The sequence below is a fragment of the Psychrobacter sp. H29 genome (genome assembly GCF_059073055.1).
On the sequence record NZ_JCACRY010000001.1, the window covers coordinates 742,024 to 765,545 of the forward strand.

Here is a 23,522-nt window from a genome sequence, read left to right on the forward strand (position 1 = left end):
ATTTAGCTCGCAGGAACATCAAAATAGCCAAGATCAAAGTTCATCATTGGATCACTGCCAGCTTTGACCATCTGTGCGTGAGCACTGATACGTGGTAGGACACGACCAACGAAATAGTCAGCAAGCTTAGCTTTGTTGGTATAGAACTCGCCTTCTTGACCATTGGCAGCTTCGACCATCAGTGCAAACATGTAAGAGTAGGCTAGGTAGCCAAAAGCATGCATGTAGTCAACAGCACAGCCGTTGATTTCATTTTTGCGTTCGCCAATATTGCTAAGAACCGTTTTGGTTAGCTCTTCAATAGTATCTGCTGCATCTAGCGTAGCTTGCTTGATAGCGTGATCTGCTTGCATGTTATTCACAAAGTCACGAATTTCTTCTAAGAAGTTTGTGACGTACTTACCATTGTTACGAGCAACTTTACGACCCAATAGGTCAAGTGCCTGAATACCGTTAGTCCCTTCATAAATCTGAGCAATACGCGTATCACGAACGATCTGCTCCATACCCCATTCGCGAATATAGCCATGACCACCAAAGACTTGCTGACAATCAACGGTTGCTTCTAACGCCTTATCAGTTAAGAACGCTTTGGCAACAGGGGTTAATAGAGCGACACGAGCAGAAGCCGCTTTTGCTGATTCAGGGTCAGTACTAAATTTCTCTTCATCAAGATTTTTGGCAACGTACATAGCAAAACAACGTGAAGCTTCATTGTTTACTTTGGCATTCAAGAGCATGCGGCGCACGTCTGCATGATGGATAATAGCATCGGCTGGTTTTTCTGGGCTTTGTAGCTGCGTATCACTACGGCCTTGACCGCGATCGTTAGCATATAAAGCAGCATTCTGATAAGCAAGCTCAGAACCACCAAGGCCTTGTAGGCCCATCGTGACGCGCTCGTAGTTCATCATGATAAACATAGAAGACAGACCAGTGTTTTCTGCACCAACCATCCAGCCTTTAGCATTATCAAAGTTCATAACACAAGTCGCAGAAGCCTTGATACCCATTTTGTGCTCGATAGAACCTACAGCTAGCGTGTTGCGCTCGCCCAAGCTACCATCGGTATTAACCAAAAACTTTGGTACGACAAATAGTGAGATACCTTTTGAGCCTTCTGGCGCATTTGGTGTCTTTGCTAATACTAGGTGAATAATGTTATCAGTAAGATCATGCTCACCACCAGTGATGAAGATTTTGGTACCAGAGATGCCAAAGCTACCATCATCGTTAGGAACGGCTTTGGTTTTGATAATACCCAAATCTGTACCGGCATGTGGCTCAGTCAAGCACATAGTACCTGACCACTCACCGTTGTACATTTTTTCTAGATAAGTCTGTTTTTGTTCTTCAGAACCAGCAGCGTTCAAGCAAAGCGTCGCACCAACGGTCAGATTTGGATACAGTGCAAACGATTGGTTTGCCGTGAAAACCATTTCTTCAGTAAGCATGGTTACCATTTTTGGGAAGCCTTGACCGCCGTATTCAGCGTTACCACTTAACCCAACCCAACCTGACTCAGCATACTGTTTATAGGCATCTTTGAAACCTGTTGGGGTCGTAACAACGCCGTCACCCTCAAAGGTTGCGCCTTCTTCATCACCGCTACGGTTGATAGGCAGTAGAATATTCTTTGACAGTTTTCCCATTTCTTCTAAAATCATATCGACAGTTTCCATATCGACATGAGCTAGGTTTTCGTTATTTTGCCAAAATTGTGGCGCTTTAAATACATCATTTAAAATAAAACGCATGTCATTAAGAGGGGCATTATAAACAGCCATAAACATTCCTTTGGTTCAAATGAATAAAATTGGAGGTGTTAAGATTATCAACTGTTCTCTTGATATAACCTTAGCGATTCATACTCAAAGTTTAACAAATAAGCTTGTATGCTAGTGTATTTCTTCGTGAATAGTGCGTGCACCAAAAGTTAGTGGCAGCTATTGTAGTGTTTAAATAAGCCTTAAAAACCATCAGTACGTATCAAGAGTATCTAATTAACAAGTATAGATTATAGTCATAATTATAATTACGCTGACTACCATTTTTTTGATGGCTATCTTTTATATAGTTATAAGCATATGCACAAAATAAATCGGCAACATACCGTGGTATGTTGCCGATAAAATACAGTGTCAGTAGTGCTTAATGTCTAATTAAAAAGCAAACTGTTCAACATCCATGCTCATGAACGGCTCAACACCAGTACCGATACGTTGTACATGGGTCGTAGTACGCGGTAATAATTTAGCGAAGTAGAACTGAGCTGTTTTGATCTTCGCGTCATAGAACGCTTTTTCGCCAGTGCCATTTGCAATAGCGGTTTGAGCAACCAGTGCCATACGCGCCCATAGGTAAGCTAGGGTCACATAACCACTAAAGTACATATAATCAACAGCCGCGCCGCCGACAGCATCTGGGTTTTCAGTAGCTTGCATACCAACACGTGCTGTCAAATCACCCCATTCTTTAATGTGCTTGGCAAGAGGGCGGATGAACTGACCCATCTCGTCATTTTCTTTGTTGTCTTCACAGAATGTTTGAATGACTTTTACAAAGTTTGCAAGTAGCTTGCCTTGTGAGCCTAGAACTTTACGGCCAATCAAATCAAGTGACTGGATCTGAGTTGTCCCTTCATAAATACAAGCAATCGTCGTATCACGTACGTTTTGCTCTAGACCATATTCGGTACAGAAGCCACTACCACCCATGACCTGTACACCATGACCTGCTGCTTCTAGACCTGTTTCAGTCAAGAACGCTTTACCGATAGGCGTTAGGAAAGATAGCATCTGATTGGCATACTTTTGCTCATCGCCATTACCTTTGGCAACGATATCAGCAAACTGAGACATATAACCGATAAGTGCACGGCCACCTTCAGCAAATGCTTTGGTAGTCAATAACATATCGCGAACTGCAGGATGAACAATAATAGGATCTGCTGGCTTTTCAGGAGCCTTAGCACCCTTCAAAGAGCGAAACGCCAAACGATCATTGGCAAACGCAAGGCCACCTTGGAAAGCGAACTGAGCTGCGGTAACCCCCTGAATGGCAGTACCGATACGCGCCACATTCATAAACGTGAACATCGCGTTCAAACCACGGTTTTCTTCACCAATTAAGTAACCAGTTGCACCATCATAGTTCATGACACAAGTCGCAGAGGCTTTGATACCCATCTTGTGCTCGATAGAACCACATGATACTTCGTTACGCTCACCTAAGCTCTCATCATCATTAACGTGGAATTTTGAGACCACAAACAAAGACAAGCCTTTAGTGCCTTCTGGTGCATTTGGCAGACGAGCTAGAACGATATGAATGATATTCTCAGACATGTCGTGCTCACCAGCTGAGATCCAGATCTTGCTACCTTTGATGTTATAAGTACCATCATCGTTAGGCTCAGCTTTTGTACGTACTTGGTTCAAATCTGAACCACACTGAGGCTCAGTCAAGCACATGACGCCAGTCCATTCGCCTGAGATTAACTTTGGTAAGTATTTTTGCTTTTGCTCATCAGTACCATGATGCTCTAGAGTCGCCATACAGCCTTCAGACAGACCAGGATACATGCCAAAAGACCAGTTAGCAGTACCCATAAACTCAGAGATTGCTGAGTTTAGTGACATTGGCATATTTTGCCCACCAAACTCTTCTTCAGCTGTCAATGAGGTAAAGCCAAGCTCACAATACTGCTTATAAGCTTCTTTGAAGCCTTTTGGTGTGGTCACGACGCCATTTTCGAAATGACAGCCTTCAGCATCGCCGCTTTGGTTCAATGGCGATAGCTCGTTTTCAGCAAAGCTTGCAGCTGTTTCTAGATAGCTATCTACAATGTCTGCTTCAATATGAGCATAATCATCAATATTTTGATAATGAGTTGTACTATCTAGAAGCTCATGCATGACAAATTTCATATCACGAATAGGGGCTTTATATTGCATGGTATCCTGTCCTTTTTGTAATGTAGTCGATGATCATTCATAGCAAGCATACGGTTGTGCTATTTTCTAGCACGTTGTTCTTACCTAGCCAATCTGAAAATCTAAATAAGTGACAGACAGCAAAGCAGGTCAATCAGGCTGTCGATCACATAAAATAGTGTTGAAAAGAGTAGTGATTGTTAGGGGCAATAAGAGATTAAATGCGCTCCAACAAATTCACTATAAAAGATAGGCTTTCATAGATGATTATACAAGTTTGGTCACAGCACTGATAAGTCATGAACCCGCCTTGCATCAGTTATGCAATCGACGTTAGGTACCAATGCTCATCAATAACAACCGTATAGGAGTCTAATGTTACTGACAGGATTAACACCATGATAATAGGGCATAAAATAAAAAAGCAGTGTTTAATAAACACTGCTAATTAAAAGGGTCTTAAGACACGAACATTTATATGATTATTCGGTAGTATATTGTTTGAGCAGCATCTCAGTGGCAACATCAGCAGGGATGGGTTTGCTGAACCAATAACCTTGCCCCTGTTTGCAGCCCATGTCTAGGAGCACATCGCGTTGCTGCTCAGTTTCGATACCTTCCGCCACTACTTGCATATCTAAAGCAACGGCTAGATCTAGAATAGCTTTTACAATCGCATGCTGGGTACGATCCGTTTCGATATTGGATATAAAGCTCTTATCGACTTTGATAAAATCAAATGGATACTCTTGTAAATAACTCAAAGACGCATAGCCCGTGCCAAAGTCATCTAGAGCAAGACACACTCCCAGCTCTTTAAGTGAGTTGAGCTGCTGCCTGACGTTATCATGGCGCTGAATTAGGGAGGATTCGGTCACTTCAATATGCAGCTGACAGGCATCAATGTTGTGCTGTACCAGTAGACCACTGACCATATCAAAAAAGTCAGGATGGCTAAATTCAGCCGCGTCGGCATTGATACAGATATGTTGGCAAAAACCTTGCTGCTGCCACTCAGATAACTGTTTGGCGATTTGATTTGCCATCTGTGAAAACAGCTCAAATGATAGCTTGTGCGTGAGAATAGCGTCAATAAAATGTATGGGCTTTAGCAGACCACGTGTAGGATGTTGCCAGCGTACCAAGGCTTCAAAACCCGTAATGGCACCCGTATCTAACGAGAATTTTGGCTGATAGTAGGGAACGAACTGACCGTCAGTAGTCGCCACTCTAAGCTCGGCCTCTAACTGCAGACTGCCTGCCGTTGCCTCTTCAATGCTCTTGTCATACCAGCGAATATCGTCACCGCCATGCTGTTTGACGTATTGTAAGGCTTTTTCTGCCTTCGTCAGTAATCCTGTTACTTGACCATCGTTTTTAGGAAAATAACTGACGCCCACTGAAACATGGCAATAAATATTTGCGTCCGTTGTGGCGCTGTCATTCATAGGGAAAGGGAGTTCGCACATTTGCATCAGTGTATCTAGCTGATGGCGTACCATATTGCCGTCTTTGCATTCGAACAATAATGCAAAATCATCACCACCAAAGTGAGATAAACACCGTAAATGTGCCAATTCGAGTTGCTTAATGCGTTCTACAAAGCTGGTTGTTAAGGAGTTGATACCATCAGGTCCTAATAAGTTTGCCAGATTGCGATAACGGTCGATATTGAGACGTACGATGACCACTTCTTGATAAGTATCTAATAAAATATCGCTGGTCTGACTCAAAAACACCTTACGGTTAGGTAATCCGGTAAGTTGATCGTAGTTGAGCAAGTGCGCAACTTGTTTTTGATCTTTAACAACCGAAGACATGTCGCGTAGCATGCCAACATGATATACCACACCCTCGACAGAGATTTTTCGATAGGTCACATGACAGTCAATCATCTGTCCATAGCGATTAGCCATTGAAAAATCAAGCTCATGAAATCCTGTCTCGCTTAGATTGCTTTTGATGTCTTTTAAAATAAGCTGCTCTTCTTCTGACAAAAATTCAGCAGCGTAAATACCAAGTGGACGACCAACCAAAAATGATTCTTTGTAACCAATCAGGAGCTCATAACTAGCATTAACCGTGAGATAACGCAAATTGCCATCCAATATAAATATGGCATCGTCTATCTGCTCACACAGTTCGGTCATTAATTGCTGTTTAATCGATACTGGGATAGGGTCAAAATTGCTCATAATAATGTCTCACAAAAGATAATGACTCATAGAAACAAATAAAGACTGTGATTCAACTGACTAAAATTGAGCTAAGATCACTTTTAATTCTACACAATATAAAACAAAAGTTGTACTTTAATCATGAATTAAAAGATAATGACTATCATTATTGATTATTTATTATAACTATACAAGGCGAGTAAGGTCGTCAAAGCGACGACAGGTACGGTCTCGGTACGCAACACTCGAGTACCGATTTGCCAAGGGGCAAAACCTACTGACTCCGCTTTTTGGCACTCATCATCGCTAAGCCCACCTTCAGGACCAATCAATAGTTCAATATAGGGTGTCTCTTGTTTAAGTACAGTTTCCAGTATCTCTGGTTTGGCAGGTTGACCTGCTGCCGGTACACTCATTTGCAACCGTAAATCTGCTGTGCTCTCAAGTACTTGATAGTACTTGTCTTTACTGAGTGTAGAGACAATAGGGCTGACTGCTGTCTTGTTGTTTGAGGATTCAGTAGGGGCTAGCCAGTCACGAATAGACAATGGAGCCAGGATAAGTGGCGGGCGGTTGAGACCGCACTGCTCACAGGCTGCTATGGCCACTTGTTGCCAATGTGCCAGCTTTTTTTCAACTTGTGCAGGCTTTAAATTAACTTCACCATGATGGCTGCTGAGCAGTTGTATGGCAGTTACACCAAGCTCTGTTGCTTTTTGAATGGCGTAATCCATACGTTCGCCGCGACTCATCACCAACCCAATCTTGCTGATGATAGGTGCCGTGCGATCTTCGTTAAAGTGAGAGAGTAAGGTAGCAGTTGCTTTCTTCTTACTGATTGTCTGTAGCTGTACCTGATACTCACCACCAAATCCGTCAAACAAGATGCCCTGATCACCGACATTGGCACGCAGAACTCGGCACCAGTGATGAATGATACTGTCTGGTAATTCAATATCGCTACCCTGAGACAGTTCACTCAGTTTAGGCAGTAGCGGGGCATCGGCGTTGTCACTATCAATGGTATAAAAAAAACGTCGCACGAGGTCTTATTCCTATTGTTTGATTGGGAGCGTTTATTATCGGGTCCATAGAATATCACTTGAGACACCTAAAGGCATGGCTTTTATGATAATTATTGTTTAATGCAGCCACTCGGTATATAGACAATACTATCGCACAGTGAAGGAAAAATAAAAAAATAATTAAGATAAAGTGTATCCTATAAAATATAAAAGGTAATAGTCCAAAATTTTTCCAATAAAAAACTGGCACTCCTAAGAGCGCCAGTTAACGATCAATCAATTAGATTTGTACTTAAATATCAACAACTAAGCAGTTGATTTTACTCAGCAGTTAGGCCTAGTGCTTCAACCAAGCGTTTGTTTGGCTCAACTTTGTTCATGCTATAAAAATGCATGGCTGGCACACCCTCGCTAATCAAGCGCTCACATAAGCGATATACCACATCAAACCCAAACTCACGGATGGCTTTGTTGTCGTCGCCGAAGTCAGCCAAGCGTTTACGTACATAGCGTGGAATATCAGCACCACAGCTATCAGCAAAGCGTATCAGATTGCTAGAGTTGGTGATTGGCATAATACCAGCCACCAATGGCTGTGCGTTGGTATTGATACCACGTTTCTCTAGTGTGTCACGCAGATATAAATAGCTGTCTGCATTATAAAAGAACTGCGTAATCGACGCATTGGCACCAGCTTGGTATTTATTTACCAGATTATCGATATCAAACTCAAAGCTACGCGCTTGTGGGTGCATCTCAGGGTAGGAAGCCACTTCGATATGGAAGTGATCCCCTGAATGCTCACGAATGTACTTTACCAAATCTACCGCAAATGGTAGCTCACCCATGCCCACCTGACCTGATGGCAAGTCGCCACGCAATGCGACAAGACGTCTGATCCCTAAGCTTTTGTAAAACTCAAGCAATTCAGCGATCTCAGACTTGTCGTCACCGATACAAGACATGTGCGGCGCAATTTCGGTATCTCCGCGTGCGCTTAGTGCTTTTACGATATCTAAGGTACGGTTGCGGGTCGAACCACCAGCACCGTAGGTCACTGAAAAATACGCTGGTGACAGCGTATTCAACTCATCATAAGTTCTGAGAAGCTTTTCGTGACCCAGCTCGGTTTTTGCAGGAAAGAACTCAAAGGAGAAAGCAGGCTTACTCACAGTCAGGCTCCTTTTAGTATTTATAAGCATCAGGCTTGAACGGGCCTTCAACGGGCACACCCAAATACTCAGCTTGCTTTTCGGTCAGCTTAGTTAGGGTACCGTTAAAACCTGCAACCATAGCAGCGGCTACTTCTTCGTCCAGCTTCTTAGGCAATACTTTGACATATAAATTGTCAAAACGCTCATCAGTGGGCAGATCAGCGAACTTTTCTTCGAACAAGTACATTTGAGCCAATACTTGGTTGGCAAATGAGCCGTCCATTACGCGTGATGGGTGACCAGTAGCATTACCTAAGTTTACTAGGCGACCTTCAGCAAGCAAGATCAAATAATCGTTTTCGTCATCTGAGCGGAAGATTTGATGCACTTGTGGTTTGATCTCAACCCAGCGCCAGTTGTCACGCATAAACTGAGTGTCGATTTCGGTATCGAAATGACCGATGTTACATACAACAGCACCAGGTTTTAGGGCTGCTAGCATATGACGATCACAAACATGGTAGTTACCAGTGGTTGTGACGATCATGTCAGTGTCTTCAAGCAAGCGTTTGTTGATGTTGTCTGCGCCGCCAGTGTTGTCACCGTCGATGTATGGTGATAATACTTCAAAGCCGTCCATACATGCCTGCATGGCACAGATAGGATCAACTTCTGAGACACGTACGATCATGCCTTCTTGGCGTAAGCTCTGCGTAGAGCCTTTACCTACATCGCCGTAACCGATAACCAAAGCGCGGCGACCAGCAAGGAACATGTCGGTAGCGCGTTTAATAGCATCGTTTAAGCTATGGCGGCAGCCGTATTTGTTATCATTTTTAGACTTGGTAACTGCATCGTTGACGTTGATGGCAGGTACTTTGAGTGTGCCGTTGCCAAGCATTTCAACCAGACGATGTACACCAGTGGTGGTCTCTTCTGAGATACCATGGATGTTATCAAGAAGCTCAGCATAATCATCATGGATAAGAGCGGTCAAATCACCACCATCATCCAAGATTAAGTTGGCGTCCCAAAGCTGACCTGACGCTTCGCCGCCAACATGTACTTGCTGACGTAGGCACCATTCATACTCTTCTTCTGTTTCGCCTTTCCAAGCATAGACAGAGATACCAGCAGCAGCGATAGCCGCAGCAGCATGGTCTTGAGTTGAGAAGATGTTACATGATGTCCAGCGTACTTCAGCACCTAGCGCGACTAGTGTCTCGATAAGGACAGCCGTTTGGATGGTCATGTGGATACAGCCAGCGATTTTCGCGCCTTTAAGCGGCTGGTCTGCTTCGTAGCGACGACGCAAACCCATTAGGGCAGGCATTTCGGCTTCGGCTAGCGTGATTTCACGGCGGCCGTAATCAGCAAGGCTAATGTCAGCGACTTTATAGTCAGTGAAAGAGGGATCGATCGTATGGGCAGATGGTGTAGTAGACACTGCGTCCATAATATGCTCCTATCAGTGGTTAACGAATGATAAAAAGAATAAAAACGCAGGTGCCGTTGTTTGCGCTGTGAGCGACTAAAAATATGGTCTCTCGACAGTTAACCGAGCCTAACATAACCTGTGATTGCATAACTTTAGAATATTAATGCAGTAAATCACTATTATGGCGCAACACCTCTCGGAGGTCGTTATTGTAATAGATGAGTGGTTAATTGTCACCTATTGACTGAGATAAATGATAGGCAGTCATGGCATAAGCCTCTGTATACTTTTCATAGGTATAAAAAAAGGCCACCTGTAGATGACCTTTTATATTTAGATGTTTTTTGATACTACTCAGCCAAAATTAGTACCAGTTGTAGGTTAGAGAGGTAAAGTAGTTAATACCGTCAGTATTATAGCCAATATCTGTTATATAATCTTCGTTAGTAATATTATTTAGACGTGCAGTCATAGACAAGTTATCAGTAAGTTTGTAGTTACCACTGATATTCAACAGTCCATAATTGTCCACAAATTGAGCGTCAGTATTGGTAATTCTGCTGTAATAGTTTCCCACATACTGATATTCAGCGCGTATATCTAAACTTGGTAGACGGTATCCGACATATACCAATCCCTGATGCTTAGGGCGATAGGGAAGATAGTTGCCATCATCACTTCCACCACTATTGTCTTTTGCCTTCTGGTAATCATAGCTGCCGCCAAACAGATAGTCGTTCATTTCCCAGTCAGAAGTTAATGAGATACCTTTGATTTTAGCTTCATTGATATTTTGACTAGCTCCTGCATAAGGATTGCTAGGCGTAGGGCTTGCGACGTAACTGATTAAATTTTCAACATCATTATAATAGCCAGTGAGACGTGTAGACTGTAGCAGAGTGTTGTATTCAGCAAAAGCTTCGTAGTTGTCGCTAGTTTCAGGCTTTAGATCGGGGTTACCACTATATACAGGGCTTAAATCATTAAAAACAGGTGCGCGGAAGCCTTTAGCATAGCTCGCACCAACGCGGAAATCAGGACTAAGATGCATTGCACCGCCCAAATTATAGGTGGTTTCATCACCATAGCGTGAGTCATCATCGTAGCGTAGGTTGGCTTGTGCATCAAAGCGGTCATTGGCGATGACATAGCCAGCAAAGGCACTTTTGACATTACGGTCATCAATACTGTAAGCCGTGCTGTCTAAGTCTTGAGTGAGGTATTCGAGACCATAAACACCTTCACCAGCTAGCAGCTTGTTTTTACCAACTAAGCTAATCTGGTCTTGAGTACTATCGAATACATTTGGATACTTAGCATAAGACTCGCTTTTATCAATAGAGTGACCATATTGGAGCTTAACAGAGGCATCAGGCATATATTGCCAGTCGACATAAGCTTGTGCTGCGCCGTTTTCTTGATCAGCATGAGCGTCTTCAAAAGTACCATCGTCATATTCAGTAGTGGATTTACTGTACAAGATGCTAGCACCTGTCAGTAACGTGTCGCTAAAACGCTGATTGACTGCTAAGCTTACACTGTCGCTCTCAAAACCATCATCGTCTTTATTATAAGGGTCATTTTGATTACTGGGATCTGGACGGGTCGCATTGATACCATCTGTTTCGTTGTGACTGGCTGAAAGGCTTAATGTAGTACCATTAGTATTGGCAAGTTGTGCGCTTGCACCGTATACATAATGATCGTTTGAGCCGATACCTGCGGTAACTGACATACTGCTTCGATCTATATTGCCGCCTTTAGTGAATACTTGAATGACACCGCCCATCGCATCCGCACCGTAGATGCTAGAACCTGATGCTCCATAGAGAACTTCAATTCGATCAATTTGATCAGCAGGTAGCAAGTTTAACGCGGCGCCTCCAGCGCTGACTGAGCTATAACGTATACCATCAATTAACACGAGAATTTGTTTGCTGTCGTAGCCGCGCATGTAAAAATTTGAAGTAGTACCAAGACCACCGTTTTGTTTAAAAGCGACGCCTGGTTGACGTTTGAGTACGTCCAAAACAGTCTGACCTTGATAACGTTGTAGCTCTTCCTTATCGATCACCCGTGTCTGCGCAATTACATTACTTGTCTTAGTAGGTGTGCGAGTGGCTGTCACGACAATTTCATCAAGCTCAACTTGTGGTAGGTTACTATCATTGATGGAAGCGTTTTCAGAAATGGCTGCCATTGCGGTATTTACTGCAAGTAAGCCAAGCGCACTTAAGATACTTAGACGAAGATAGGTATTCGATGACGAACGTGAAAAAAACATAATCAATTCCAGAGTAATCCCATAAAGGATGGCAAAAATAAAAGGTAACTATTGTGATGTGATGGGCATTAAAAGTTACAAAAAAAAGCATATAAGTAAGGCTGCGCTCATTATCTATAAAAGTTAGCACTTTATAAACCACTTTAACTTAATATTTATTCAGGGTAGCGTGAGTGGAATTCATGATGAGATGTTGATCCTTTGATCAAAGGTAACTTCCTCTTGATTATGGAGAGAGATGAATAATTAGGATCGCTCATTCACATAGATGACAACAAAAACGCATAATCAAAAGCACTGCTGTTATAAATAATTGTTATCATAGTACAGATATTATATGTTCTTCATCGTGCCACCTATAAAGTTAAGAGGTTTGCCTTGTCTACTAAGCATAATCTGCCGTCTACTACTGCGTTTTTTTCACTAAACGCCATTACTAAAATACCGTTAGCAGTTATTTTGCTTTTGTTGGTCACGATAGTGGGTATTGCGGTGCCCAATAAGGCTTTTGCTCTTGAGGCAGGCGCGCTTGGGGTAGGTGGCGACAGTAGTGAAGAGATGGTAAGTGGACCATTACCTGATTCATTTGGGCGCGATACGCCGCGTGATACCGTGCAAGGATTTATCAGTGCGCTGGGCGAAAACGATTATTTGCTGGCGAGTAACTACCTAAACCTATCTAAGTCTGATAATCCAACGACCGTTGTGCGTCAGTTCAAACAAGCATTGGATGCAGGAGGGCGGTTCCAACCTGATTTGCAGATTAGTAATCTGCCTGGTGGTAATCTCACCGACCAGTTACCACCTAACCAAGAAAATGTGGGTGTGATCAGTATTGGTGAAAAAAACGTGTCATTGTTACTAGAAAGAGTAGTATCCGAAGATAACGAGCAGTACTGGCAGTTCTCAAGTGAAACGCTCGCTTCCGTACCAGAAGTCATAGAAAATACTGAGCCGACGTTGGTATCGCGTTATACCTTTGACTCACTTGACGGCAAAAAACTCTTTGGCTATCAGTTGGCTGACTTGGTCGCTGCGCTAACGATGATTGTGAGTAGTTTTGTGCTCACGTATATTGCTGTGTGGCTACTGTATCATTTACTAAGAATCACTTATCCTCGTGTGCGTGGTACGCCATTACCATTACCGAACAAAGTAATATTACCACTTGCTGTCGTTATTATGGCGCTGATATTGTCAGAGGTTATGGTCTATGCTGGCGTGTCAGTCACGCTGCGTGAGCCTGTCAATCGCTTTACTGATATTGCTTCATGGGTAGCAACCACTTGGCTGTTGCTGCGGGTTATCGATGCTATATTTACGCGCGCGGTCAATCTAAGCTATAAGAAAAACTACACTGAGCGTGTCTCGATACTGGGACTGATGCGAAAAGTGGTCAAAGCGTTGCTATTGATATTTGCGGTCATCGTGATTTTTGGCAATTTGGGTTTTGACTTGACGACTGGTATTGCTGCATTGGGTGTGGGTGGTTTAGCCTTAGCACTTGGTGCGCAAAAGACTATTGAAAACCTCGTTGGTAGTGTCGTGGTGGTGGCAGATTCGCCCGTACGTATCGGTGATTATTGTAAGTTTGGTACTTACGAAGGCACCGTTATCGATATTGGTATTCGCTCCTCGCGCGTACGCACCTTATCACGAACGATTGTCACCGTACCGAATGGTGATTTTTCGTCGATGCAAATTGAAAACTTTACCTCTCGTGATATGTTTCAGTTTTACCATAAGCTATATCTCAAACGTACCGCTGATATCGATGTGGTATTCAAAATGGTCACAGATTTGGATAATTTCCTAAAAGAACATGACATGACCAACCAAGAGTGGAACCAAGTCAATATTTCAGAGCTGCGTCAAGACTGTTACGTGATTCAGCTACAGGCGTATCTTAACGCCAATAACGTCGTTGATTTCTATGACAAGCAAAATGTATTGTTCGTTGAGGTATTGAACCAAGTGGCAAAATACAAGGTCGAACATGCATTGCCCACCCAGCAGCTGATCGTCAATCAGGCTGAGCTTGAACATCATATAGACAGTACGGCAGATGAAACAATAGAAGAAGATACGTCAAATGATAGCAGCGGTAATGGTGATGAGACAACGGTAAGCACAGACAGCAGTGACAATCATGCTAGTACTGGCCTTAACGACAATATCAAAAACGATACCAGTAAACCCAATTCATCTATGGCAACCGTTACCAGAAAAGGGGCGCTTAAAGCATTAAAACATAAAAGCCATATGCTTAGAAAAAGTAAATTTAAGCACACAAAAAACAAATTCAATCTCTCTATATGGAATCAACCATAAGCGCTATGCCGACAGGTGTGAAGTTCAACAGAGTTGTGTTCAATAGCATCATGTTTCATGACAGTAGTTGTTACAACGGCACAGCGGTTTTATTACGTAGTGAGCCGTAGTATGACCAAAGCAGTAGGCTGGCAGCGCTGCGATAGGGTGACCAATGCTGAGTAAGGTTTTTGAGTTGCTTAGGTGTTGGTCGTTCTGCTAATCCTAGTAAATGCATGGCGCCAACTTTGATGGCTAGATCATCAACAGCAAACACATCTGCACGCTTTAAAGAAAATAATAAGTACATCTCAGCAGTCCAGCGGCCAATGCCTATCACAGCTGTCAAGGTTGTTATAACCTCTTCATTTGGTAAGGTTTCCAATGCTGCAAAGTCGATATCATGATCGACTAATGAGCGGACGTAGCGGGTTTTTTGTTTAGATAGTCCTTGAGCTTTCAGGTCTTCGTCCGTCGCTTGATGTATTGCCTGCGGCGTTATTAACTCTGCATTAACCAAACGTTGCCATATACTAGCCGCCGCCGCTACAGATAATTGCTGACCGACCATCGCTCTCATCAACTGCTCAAACCCACCTGCATTGTGTCTTAGACTAGGTGTGCCTACCTGTTCATAGACGGAGGCAAATTTTGGCTCAATAGCAATCAACGCAGTGATGTTCTCCTGTAGCTCTTGACTGTTTTCAATAGTTTGTATGCTCATAATAAGATCGCTTTTCTAATGAGTAGATATTTTGATGGATATCATAGCAAAGAGTGGTGGGTTTATATCAGTAGGCAAGTGGCTAAACGTTAGTAGGCAGAGGGCTAAACGTTAAACAATTAGAAAAATGTATAAGCTACAGACAAAAAAAGGACTACTTGGTTGTAGTCCTTTTTTTAATACCGCTCAATTGTTAGCGAGTAATCTATTCGCCGTCTGCCTTTGGCTTCTTGAGCAATACGAGTACAGCGCCATTACCGCCGTCTTTTGGCGGTGCAGAGCAAAAGGCCAGTACTTCTGGTAATTGACGCAACCACCCGTTGATACAGGTTTTTAGAATTGCTTCACTACCTTTGCCATGTACGATTTTTACCATGGTCTCGTTACTTTGTTTTGCTTGGCTCAGCAGCTTAGTCATGGCATCGCGCGCTTCTTCTATCGTACAGCCATGAATATCTACTGCATCGTACCAGCGCAACTTACCTTTTTTAAGCTGATCGAAAATTTTGTTTTGGAGCGTTGGCTGCTTATAGGACAAATAAGCTTCAGCTGCAACAGGATTCAGTAGGGCTTGCATATCTGACAATCCTGCACCTAAATCACTGGCTTCGCTACCCTGAGCTGCTGCACGTTTTGAAAGTGTCGCTGCATCAGGTTTGCCTGCTTTAGTTGTGCTAGCAGGTGAGCGGACGTTCTTGTCTTCTAACTGATTCACCCCGTGCATGGCTTGCATGAACAGCACCTTATCATCATCGATATGTTCGCTATCGAGCTGTTTGACGGTTTTTTTGACTTGTTTTTGAGTCAATAGTGATACAGGCTCAGTTGGTTTTTGGTTCTCACCTTCAGGTGAATTGGTATCACGACCTTTACTCAATTGGCCTTTTAGTTCTTTGAGCTGGTCTTGCATTTCTTTTGAAAACAGAGAGTTTGACATAAAAGTTAACGTATCGTTGATTAATGAATGTTGGGTTAGCTGATAGCACGCCTGCTTTGTAGAAACTATTTGGTGCTATCGCCGCTTGAATATGTGAGTTACTTTACTCGTCTACTGTAACGCCCGCAAGTAAGGATTGTAACGCTTGTCCAGGATGGTCGGTTTTCATAAACTGTTCACCGATCAAAAAGTGCTGAATTTCATTGTTGAGCATCAGACGAATATCATCGCTACTATGAATACCACTTTCGGTCACGATCAGCGGTTTTTTATCAGCGTTATCTGCATCACTATCAGTAGCGAGTGCTTCGATCAACCTGCTTTTTAGATCAAGCGTGGTTTGTAGATCCACATCGAACGTATTCAAATCACGGTTATTGATACCATAGATATTATGCTCTGAACGTGGCAATTGTAGGGCTCGCTCAAGTTCGGACTGGGTATGTACTTCTATCAATACATCCATACCAAGCTCGATACTTAGCGCGTGCAGCTCTTGTACTTGTGCATCGTCTAAGCAGGCCATGATGAGCAGAATACAGTCAGCACCCATCAAGTAAGATTGATATATTTGATACGCATCAATCATAAAGTCTTTGCGCAGTATTGGCAGGCTTGAGGTGTTGGCTGCTTGAATCAGGTAGATGTCATCGCCCTGAAAGTAGTCACGATCTGTCAGCACGGACAGACAGGTGGCGCCTGCTTGCTCGTACTGCTGAGCAAACAGAGTAGGGGTAAAGTTATGATTGATGACCCCTTTAGATGGTGAAGCTTTTTTGATCTCAGCGATGATACCAACGCCATTGCTCGTAGAGCTGACGGCACGTAAGGCAGCTGCAAATCCACGACGGGATTTATGATCCGCTGCGACCTGTGCTTGCAAATCCTCAAGGGGTAGTGCTGCACGAGCTGCTTTTACTTCTTCTACTTTGGTGGCGACGATGCGTTGTAGTACCGAAGGTATGTCTGAGTGAGTTGTGGTCATACGAGTGTCCGAATATCGTTAAATTGAGTAGAAACTAATGAACAAGTTTATGTTTTATGAATGGCAGTAAACTAATCCTGAGCCACGAGCTGTTGTGTATAAGCAGCCAAAGATTCAAGTTTAAGTAAAGCATCACCATTTTGTATGACTTTTTGTGCTCGGCTGACACCATTAGGGTAGTTACTGGCAAGGCCTGCAGTATATATCGCCGCACCTGCATTCAACGCAATCATGTCACGTGCTTTGAGGACGGCGCGATCATGAGTATCATTACCAGACAGAGCGGCGCGAATAAGCTCAAGGCTTTGCGCTGGAGAATCAACATCGAGACCGATCAGGGTTTGGGATTCGATACCTGCGTCTTCTGGCATCATCTCATAAACAGAGATTTCTCCATCTTTCAGTTCAGCGACTGTGGTCGACGTTGCCAGACTGATCTCATCTAGACCATCTTTTGCACCGACAACCATGACATGACGTGCACCTAGGTTTTTCATTACTTTTGCGATCGGCTCACACAACTGCGCGGTAAACACACCGATGACTAGGTTAGGCGTACCTGCTGGATTGGTCAATGGTCCCAAAATATTAAAGATCGTGCGCGCTTTTAGTTCACGGCGCACAGGATTGGCATAGCGCATGGCGCTGTGATGATTGGGAGCGAACAAAAAGCCAATACCTTCGTTCTCAATACAGTCTTTTGCTTGTGCTGGACTAAGCGCTAGACTGATACCTGCCTGCTCAAGCAAGTCTGAGCTACCAGACTTGGTCGAGACGCCGCGATTACCGTGTTTGGCAACCTGAGCGCCAGCCGCCGCGACCACTAATGCTGATGCAGTCGAAACATTAAATAAATTAGCACCATCACCGCCAGTACCAACGATATCAACTAAATAATCGCAGTTCTTTGGTTCAATATTGGCGGCTAGTGCACGCATGGCACTGGCTGATGCGGTAATCTCATCGATCGATTCACCCTTCATGCGTAGACCTGTCAAGATAGCGCCCATCATGGCATCACTACATCTGCCTTGCATGATGATAAGCATCACTTGATACATCTCATCAAAGGTTAGGTCAATATGCTGAAAAATTCTACCGAGCGCTGACGTTAGCAGTTGATGCGTTTGGTCGTCAGACAGTTTTTCGATACTCTCTGGGGTGTGCGTTTCTTCTGTTTTTGTTGTATTCATTATGATCTCGCTTATGATTATTCTTTATGTAAATCTGTGTGAAATTTGGAATGAGTTTATGCAAACAGTATTTTTTATCGACATGCTTTTAGTTAGATCTAACCAACTTGTGGTAGCTCATCGGATGTCAGGGTAGCCAAACCATGAGTCTGCAAAAAGTTATTGAGCAACTGGTAACCTGCTTCGCTCAATATTGACTCAGGATGGAACTGGACGCCCTCTACAGCCAACTCTTTGTGACGAATACCCATGACTTCTCCGATACTACCGTCACTGCTCTGTGTCCATGCAGTGAGCTCAAGACAGTTGGGTAGGCTACTCTTGTCAATGACGAGTGAATGATAACGTGTCACTTTTGATGGGTTGGGTAGTCCAGAAAATATACCTTGGTCATTATGATACACAGCAGATAACCGCCCATGCATGACTTCACCAGCTTTAACAACTTGTCCACCAAATGCTTGCCCAATAGCCTGATGTCCCAAGCAAATACCAAGTATAGGAATCATCCCTTTGAACACTTCAATCACCTCTAGCGAAATACCAGCGCGATCAGGGTCGCAAGGACCTGGGCCAATAACAATCACAGTAGGGGCAAGGGTCTGAATCTGCTCAATAGTGACCTGATCATTACGCCAAACCATGATGTCTTGTTGCAATTCACCGAAGTACTGTACGATATTGTACGTAAAACTATCGTAATTATCGATCATCAGAATCATGAGCGTTCCAAATTATTGGTTTTTTATACTTCTCAGAATGGGGCATACATATGGGGTAGATATTGATAGAGAGCATCAAATAGCAAACATCAACAAGCCATGATGTTCTCGGCTTCTGGACGCCGCCGTTATCTTACCACTATTTTCTCCGCTATCAAATGTAGGACACATACAAGCTAGGCAACCGAGGCTCGAAATAGATTTTTTATCATACTGATCGACCTGGGTTAATTATTACAAATAAAATCGTAACTTAATATTTTGATAGCGCACCACAACAGAACAATGGCATCATTACGACTGTCATTAGCACTAACTTGGTGCTTTATGTTTACTGTTGGTGCGTTAAGTAAAAGCAAAATAAAAGGCGATTGAATAAATATTACTGCTGACAACTACTGGATTTTATTATAAGACGCTGTAATTATTGAAAATAAGCATTTGTATGAGCCGATTTTTGGTAATCAATTTAATATATTGGCACACCCTTTGCATTGACGCTGCTATGATTGTCTATGATTACAAAAAGTGGTCTCAAATGATCGTTAATCAGTGATCGTCAATAAGTGCCTGAAGCGTTCAGTATTATCAGTTATATACTGCTAGAATGACGTTAGAATTGACTTGGCGTATTTTAGACTATTAAGATGGAGCGGGTCTAATTAAGTAAACGTCTTAGATCAGTGTCTTGACTAATACGATAAATAGTGCTGATAATAAGCATAATATCGAATGCGCTGTTTGGTATTGAAAAGAGTACACTTGGAATACTTGAACAAGAAAATGGTACCAATAATTTTAAATTGCAATAACGTGACCAACACAACGGAGATTATGTATGTCGAACAAATTATTAGATCTTATTCAATCCTCTAATGCTAAATGGGTTGACTTTCGCTTTACTGATACACGCGGCAAAGAGCAGCACATCAGCTTTCCAGCATCTACTGTTGATGAAGATGTCATGGAAGATGGCAAAATGTTTGACGGTTCATCTATCGCTGGTTGGAAAGGTATCGAAGCGTCTGATATGATCTTGCGTCCTGATCCAGAAACGGCATTTATCGATCCGTTCTTTGATGCAGTTACTGTCGTCGTAACTTGCGATATCATCGAGCCATCAACGCTACAAGGCTATGATCGTGACCCACGTTCTATTGCTCGCCGCGCAGAAGAGTATTTGAAGTCTACTGGTATCGGTGACACGGCGTATTTCGGTCCTGAGCCTGAATTCTTCGTATTTGATGACGTTAAGTGGTCAGTTGACATGTCTGGCGTTAGTCATAAGATCACTGCTGAAGAAGCAGCATGGTCGACTAATGAGTCGTATGAATGGGGCAACATGGCGCATCGTCCACGTGTCAAAGGCGGTTACTTCCCAGTACCACCAATCGACAGCTCGCATGACATGCGCTCTGTTATGTGTGAACGTATCGAAGAAATTGTTGGTGAAGGCCGCGTCGAAGTTCATCACCACGAAGTTGCTTCTTGCCAGTCTGAAATCGGTGTTGCATTCAACACGATGGTACGTAAAGCGGATGAAGTTCAGCAATTGAAATATGTGGTGCATAACGTTGCTCACCAGTTTGGCAAAACAGCGACCTTTATGCCAAAACCAATCGTTGGTGATAATGGCTCAGGTATGCATGTTCATATGTCAATCTCAAAAGATGGCGTAAACACGTTCTCTGGTGATGAATATGCCGGTCTATCTGAGACAGCATTGTACTTTGTTGGTGGTATCATCAAACACGCTCGTGCATTGAACGCAATTACCAACCCATCAACGAACAGCTACAAGCGTCTGGTGCCACATTACGAAGCACCTATTAAGCTTGCTTACTCAGCGTCTAACCGTTCAGCGTCTATTCGTGTGCCACATGTAAGTAGCCCAAAAGCGGTACGTATCGAAGCTCGCTTCCCAGATCCAACAGCTAACCCATACTTAGCATTTGCTGCGCTATTGATGGCAGGTCTTGACGGTATTCAGAACAAGATGCATCCAGGCGAAGCTGCTGACAAGAACTTGTATGACTTGCCACCAGAAGAAGAAGCACAGATCCCAACGGTTGCAGAGAGTTTAGATGTTGCACTACAAGCATTGAAAGATGATCACGACTTCTTATTAAAAGGTGACGTGTTCACTAAAGATATGCTAGAAGCCTTTATTGCATTGAAAGAAGAAGAAGTACAACGCCTGAATGTTACTGTGCATCCTGTTGAGTTTGATATGTACTACAGCTGCTAATAATGAATTAATCTGTTGAGTTAATTCAACAAGAAAGAACCAGTCAAGTTAATCTTGGCTGGTTTTTTTGTGCCGTTAAGACAAGAATGTACTAGCATCAGATAATGCTATTTGAGATGAATAGTGAAGCCACACCAAACATTGCTGATTTTGCATCGAAAATATCGCATAATGATTGATATACTATTATATTAATAGCAGACACTAATTAGGCTGATTGACCATGACTTTGTTATCAACGCAACACTCTATACAAGGCAATGTAAAGGTAGGACTATTGATGGTTGCTGCGATAGCAAGTCTTTATGCACCGCTAAGCAATGCAGCACCTATCTATAAAGTGGTTGATGAGCAAACCGGTCAAGTCACTTTTACCGATCGACCGCAGGATTATGAGCAGCAAGCTGGCAAACAAGTCAGTCAGATGTCTATCACGACAGGCAATGAGACAAGCAGGTCAGCCAGCTCTAGCATGGCAGGTAGCTCTAATGCAAATAGCCTGCCATCGAATGTATCACAAATGGGAGTCACTCCTACGGCTTCTGCCGCCAATACTCAGACCAACGCACCAGTAAACTATCAATTGGCAATTGCTGAGCCTAGCAAAGAAAGAGCCTATCGTCGTCCAGCGCAAAGTATCGATGTCGCTGTACAGGTTAATCCTGCGCTACAAGCGGATGACAGCGTGGGTATTTATCTAGATGATAAGGAAGTAGCACAAGGATTGAGCGCGTCGATTGGGACTGTAGATGTGCTACCAGGTGCCCATACGATCAAAGTGGTCATACAAAATAAAACTGGTCAGGTGCTACGGCAAGTCACACGTACGGTATACGTCATCCAAAACAATACGACACTACAAAACAATAAAAAAATTGCGCAGCAGCTCTTGGCTTATCAGAACTTGCCTTGGTATCAAAAGGTACTGTTGAAACTGCGTCAACAGGAAGTGGCTCAGTCTCAGTAACGACTAATTGAGATAGATATCATTCGCCAAATAAAAAGGCAAGCACCACCGATGATGCTTGCCTTTTTTAATGTCAGTTGATTATTTGAGAGGTAAGTTAACTTACTTGGTTAGCTCGATGGTACCGTTAGCAGTGACTGAGATGGTACTGTTACCAGATTCAAAGCTTTGGCTTGGTACTGACTCGTCTGCCATGCCTGATTTCATGCTCATGGCGCTGTACATAGGACGTGGGTAGTTACTACCAGTGTTTAAGTTAACATTTATGACACGATAGCCACGCGCGTCCCAAGCACGGGTAAGGCTCTTAGCTTGCTGTTGAAATGCGCGGGAGGCTTCCGTCATTAGTTTTTGCTCTAACGCATCTTTTTTGGTATCTGAGACACCAAAGTTCAAATTGTCCATGACCAAGGTTGCTTGTAGATCAGCAATAAGTTGGCTAGTAGCGGCAAAATCGGTACTTTTCAAATCTATATTTGCTTGACCTGTCCAACCGATGATTTTATCGTTTTTATCGTAGCGTGGATAGGTACGTTGTTGTCCTGTGGTCACAGTAACGCTAGGATAGCGTTTGGCAATTTTTATGGCATTATTAATTGAGGTATTGAGCGTCGTGGCTAGCATTTTGGCATCCGTTGCCTGCGCCTTTTTGTACAAGCTGGCTCGTACTTCGTCGTTCTGGATTTCTTCTTTTATTTCTGTCTGAAATGTCAGTTGATCGTAGCCTGTTGGTTCTGCATGGGCGCTTCCCATCATTGCCGTCATTAGACAAACCGTACCAGACGCTAGCGCTGCTTTATTAAGTAACGTGTTTTTCATCATTATCTCCTTAATTGATTTTGTTAATTTTTATATGAATGTCTTACCATCCATTTTTATATGAGAAGCTGTCTCTTTTGTGCTCTAAATGTTGACATGTGTGCAACTTCATTCCCTAAAATAGCAAAATCTGTCTGATTTGCTGTGAGAATTTTGTGAGCTACGTTACTCAGTTATTAAATTAAACCATTAATATAATCGTGGCGGTTTTAGCAGGATTTTATTCTTTAGAGCACTAATAGTGTTTTGTGCGATTGAGCGTTTTTTACGAGCTACGGATAATGGGTTAGACACCAAGCTTTGGTCAGTGTCAGAAGAAAAAACATCGTTTGAGTGGGAGCTATAACCGACTTATTAAAAGCAGTTTGGCCGCAGGGGTTGCAAAATAAAAAAATCCTTGTATAATCTACATCCGGTGGCTCCATTGGTAGCCTCGCAACATTGTTCTATGAATCCCGCCAGGACCGGAAGGTAGCAACGGTAATAGTTATAATGTGTGCCGAGGATGTGCTGATGGAGTCGCTTTTTTTTGCCTAAAATTTGATACTGACATCGACAAAGCACTAAAGATACTTTTTATTAAAGCTAGTTTTTATTTGAAATG

General features: G+C 43.0%; 16 protein-coding genes and 1 other RNA gene. 4 read left to right on the forward strand and 13 right to left on the reverse strand.

All coding sequences use genetic code 11. The features are described from left to right. Nucleotides 1–2: 2 nt before the first annotated feature. The 7 genes from AC5JP1_RS03020 to AC5JP1_RS03050 form a co-directional block, all read right to left on the reverse strand. Nucleotides 3–1,787 carry an acyl-CoA dehydrogenase C-terminal domain-containing protein gene (locus tag AC5JP1_RS03020; RefSeq protein WP_493843071.1) on the reverse strand — a complete coding sequence of 595 codons (1,785 nt, stop codon included), beginning with the start codon at nucleotides 1,785–1,787 and terminating at the stop codon, nucleotides 3–5. 375 nt (nucleotides 1,788–2,162) lie between these two features. Continuing rightward, a complete protein-coding gene (locus AC5JP1_RS03025) occupies nucleotides 2,163–3,956 on the reverse strand; it encodes an acyl-CoA dehydrogenase C-terminal domain-containing protein (RefSeq protein ID WP_493843072.1) in 1,794 nt (597 codons plus the stop codon). Between the two features lie 461 nt (nucleotides 3,957–4,417). Next, complete coding sequence (locus tag AC5JP1_RS03030; protein ID WP_493843073.1) at nucleotides 4,418–6,130, reverse strand: putative bifunctional diguanylate cyclase/phosphodiesterase; 1,713 nt, start codon at nucleotides 6,128–6,130, stop codon at nucleotides 4,418–4,420. Between the two features lie 155 nt (nucleotides 6,131–6,285). Next, nucleotides 6,286–7,155 (reverse strand): 16S rRNA (uracil(1498)-N(3))-methyltransferase, encoded by an 870-nt coding sequence (locus AC5JP1_RS03035; RefSeq protein WP_493843074.1) that lies wholly within the window; start codon nucleotides 7,153–7,155, stop codon nucleotides 6,286–6,288. 302 nt (nucleotides 7,156–7,457) lie between these two features. Beyond that, nucleotides 7,458–8,339, reverse strand: coding sequence for a methylenetetrahydrofolate reductase (locus tag AC5JP1_RS03040; protein ID WP_493843075.1), 882 nt, complete (start codon nucleotides 8,337–8,339; stop codon nucleotides 7,458–7,460). Further along, nucleotides 8,323–9,747 carry an adenosylhomocysteinase gene (gene ahcY / locus AC5JP1_RS03045; RefSeq protein ID WP_493843076.1) on the reverse strand — a complete coding sequence of 475 codons (1,425 nt, stop codon included), beginning with the start codon at nucleotides 9,745–9,747 and terminating at the stop codon, nucleotides 8,323–8,325. Before ahcY ends, AC5JP1_RS03040 begins: the two co-directional genes overlap by 17 nt. 346 nt (nucleotides 9,748–10,093) lie before the next feature. Continuing rightward, a complete protein-coding gene (locus tag AC5JP1_RS03050; RefSeq protein ID WP_493843077.1) occupies nucleotides 10,094–12,013 on the reverse strand; it encodes a TonB-dependent receptor plug domain-containing protein in 1,920 nt (639 codons plus the stop codon). A 378-nt stretch (nucleotides 12,014–12,391) separates the two neighbouring features. On the opposite strand from AC5JP1_RS03050, the gene AC5JP1_RS03055 reads away from it, so the two are divergent. Continuing rightward, nucleotides 12,392–14,344, forward strand: coding sequence for a mechanosensitive ion channel family protein (locus AC5JP1_RS03055; protein WP_493843078.1), 1,953 nt, complete (start codon nucleotides 12,392–12,394; stop codon nucleotides 14,342–14,344). 70 nt (nucleotides 14,345–14,414) lie between these two features. Here the strand turns inward: AC5JP1_RS03055 and AC5JP1_RS03060 are convergent, their stop codons facing one another. From AC5JP1_RS03060 to AC5JP1_RS03080, 5 genes are all read right to left on the reverse strand, one after another. Beyond that, on the reverse strand, nucleotides 14,415–15,047 hold the full coding sequence (locus AC5JP1_RS03060) for a DNA-3-methyladenine glycosylase family protein (protein ID WP_493843079.1): 633 nt from the start codon (nucleotides 15,045–15,047) through the stop codon (nucleotides 14,415–14,417). 205 nt (nucleotides 15,048–15,252) lie between these two features. Next, nucleotides 15,253–15,984: a Smr/MutS family protein gene (locus AC5JP1_RS03065; RefSeq protein ID WP_319051959.1), complete on the reverse strand. Its 732-nt coding sequence runs from the start codon at nucleotides 15,982–15,984 to the stop codon at nucleotides 15,253–15,255. Between the two features lie 103 nt (nucleotides 15,985–16,087). Further along, entirely contained in the window at nucleotides 16,088–16,969 is an 882-nt protein-coding gene (gene trpC, locus AC5JP1_RS03070) for an indole-3-glycerol phosphate synthase TrpC (protein ID WP_493843080.1), read from the reverse strand. Between the two features lie 71 nt (nucleotides 16,970–17,040). Next, nucleotides 17,041–18,162, reverse strand: a complete 1,122-nt coding sequence (trpD, locus tag AC5JP1_RS03075; protein ID WP_493843081.1) for an anthranilate phosphoribosyltransferase — start codon at nucleotides 18,160–18,162, stop codon at nucleotides 17,041–17,043. Between the two features lie 98 nt (nucleotides 18,163–18,260). Next, nucleotides 18,261–18,884 carry an anthranilate synthase component II gene (locus AC5JP1_RS03080; protein ID WP_319051962.1) on the reverse strand — a complete coding sequence of 208 codons (624 nt, stop codon included), beginning with the start codon at nucleotides 18,882–18,884 and terminating at the stop codon, nucleotides 18,261–18,263. Between the two features lie 838 nt (nucleotides 18,885–19,722). Here AC5JP1_RS03080 and glnA point away from each other — a divergent pair. Together glnA and AC5JP1_RS03090 are read left to right on the forward strand one after the other, a co-directional pair. Then, nucleotides 19,723–21,132, forward strand: coding sequence for a type I glutamate--ammonia ligase (gene glnA / locus AC5JP1_RS03085; protein WP_319051963.1), 1,410 nt, complete (start codon nucleotides 19,723–19,725; stop codon nucleotides 21,130–21,132). 223 nt (nucleotides 21,133–21,355) lie between these two features. Beyond that, the gene (locus tag AC5JP1_RS03090) at nucleotides 21,356–22,099 is read left to right on the forward strand and encodes a DUF4124 domain-containing protein (protein WP_493843082.1); all 744 of its coding nucleotides are present in this window, start codon (nucleotides 21,356–21,358) and stop codon (nucleotides 22,097–22,099) included. 102 nt (nucleotides 22,100–22,201) lie between these two features. Here AC5JP1_RS03090 and AC5JP1_RS03095 read toward each other — a convergent pair whose 3' ends face one another. Then, the gene (locus tag AC5JP1_RS03095; protein WP_493843083.1) at nucleotides 22,202–22,918 is read right to left on the reverse strand and encodes an SIMPL domain-containing protein; all 717 of its coding nucleotides are present in this window, start codon (nucleotides 22,916–22,918) and stop codon (nucleotides 22,202–22,204) included. Between the two features lie 422 nt (nucleotides 22,919–23,340). On the opposite strand from AC5JP1_RS03095, the gene ffs reads away from it, so the two are divergent. Further along, nucleotides 23,341–23,437, forward strand: an RNA gene (gene ffs, locus AC5JP1_RS03100) — signal recognition particle sRNA small type. The last annotated feature ends 85 nt before the right edge of the window (nucleotides 23,438–23,522 follow it).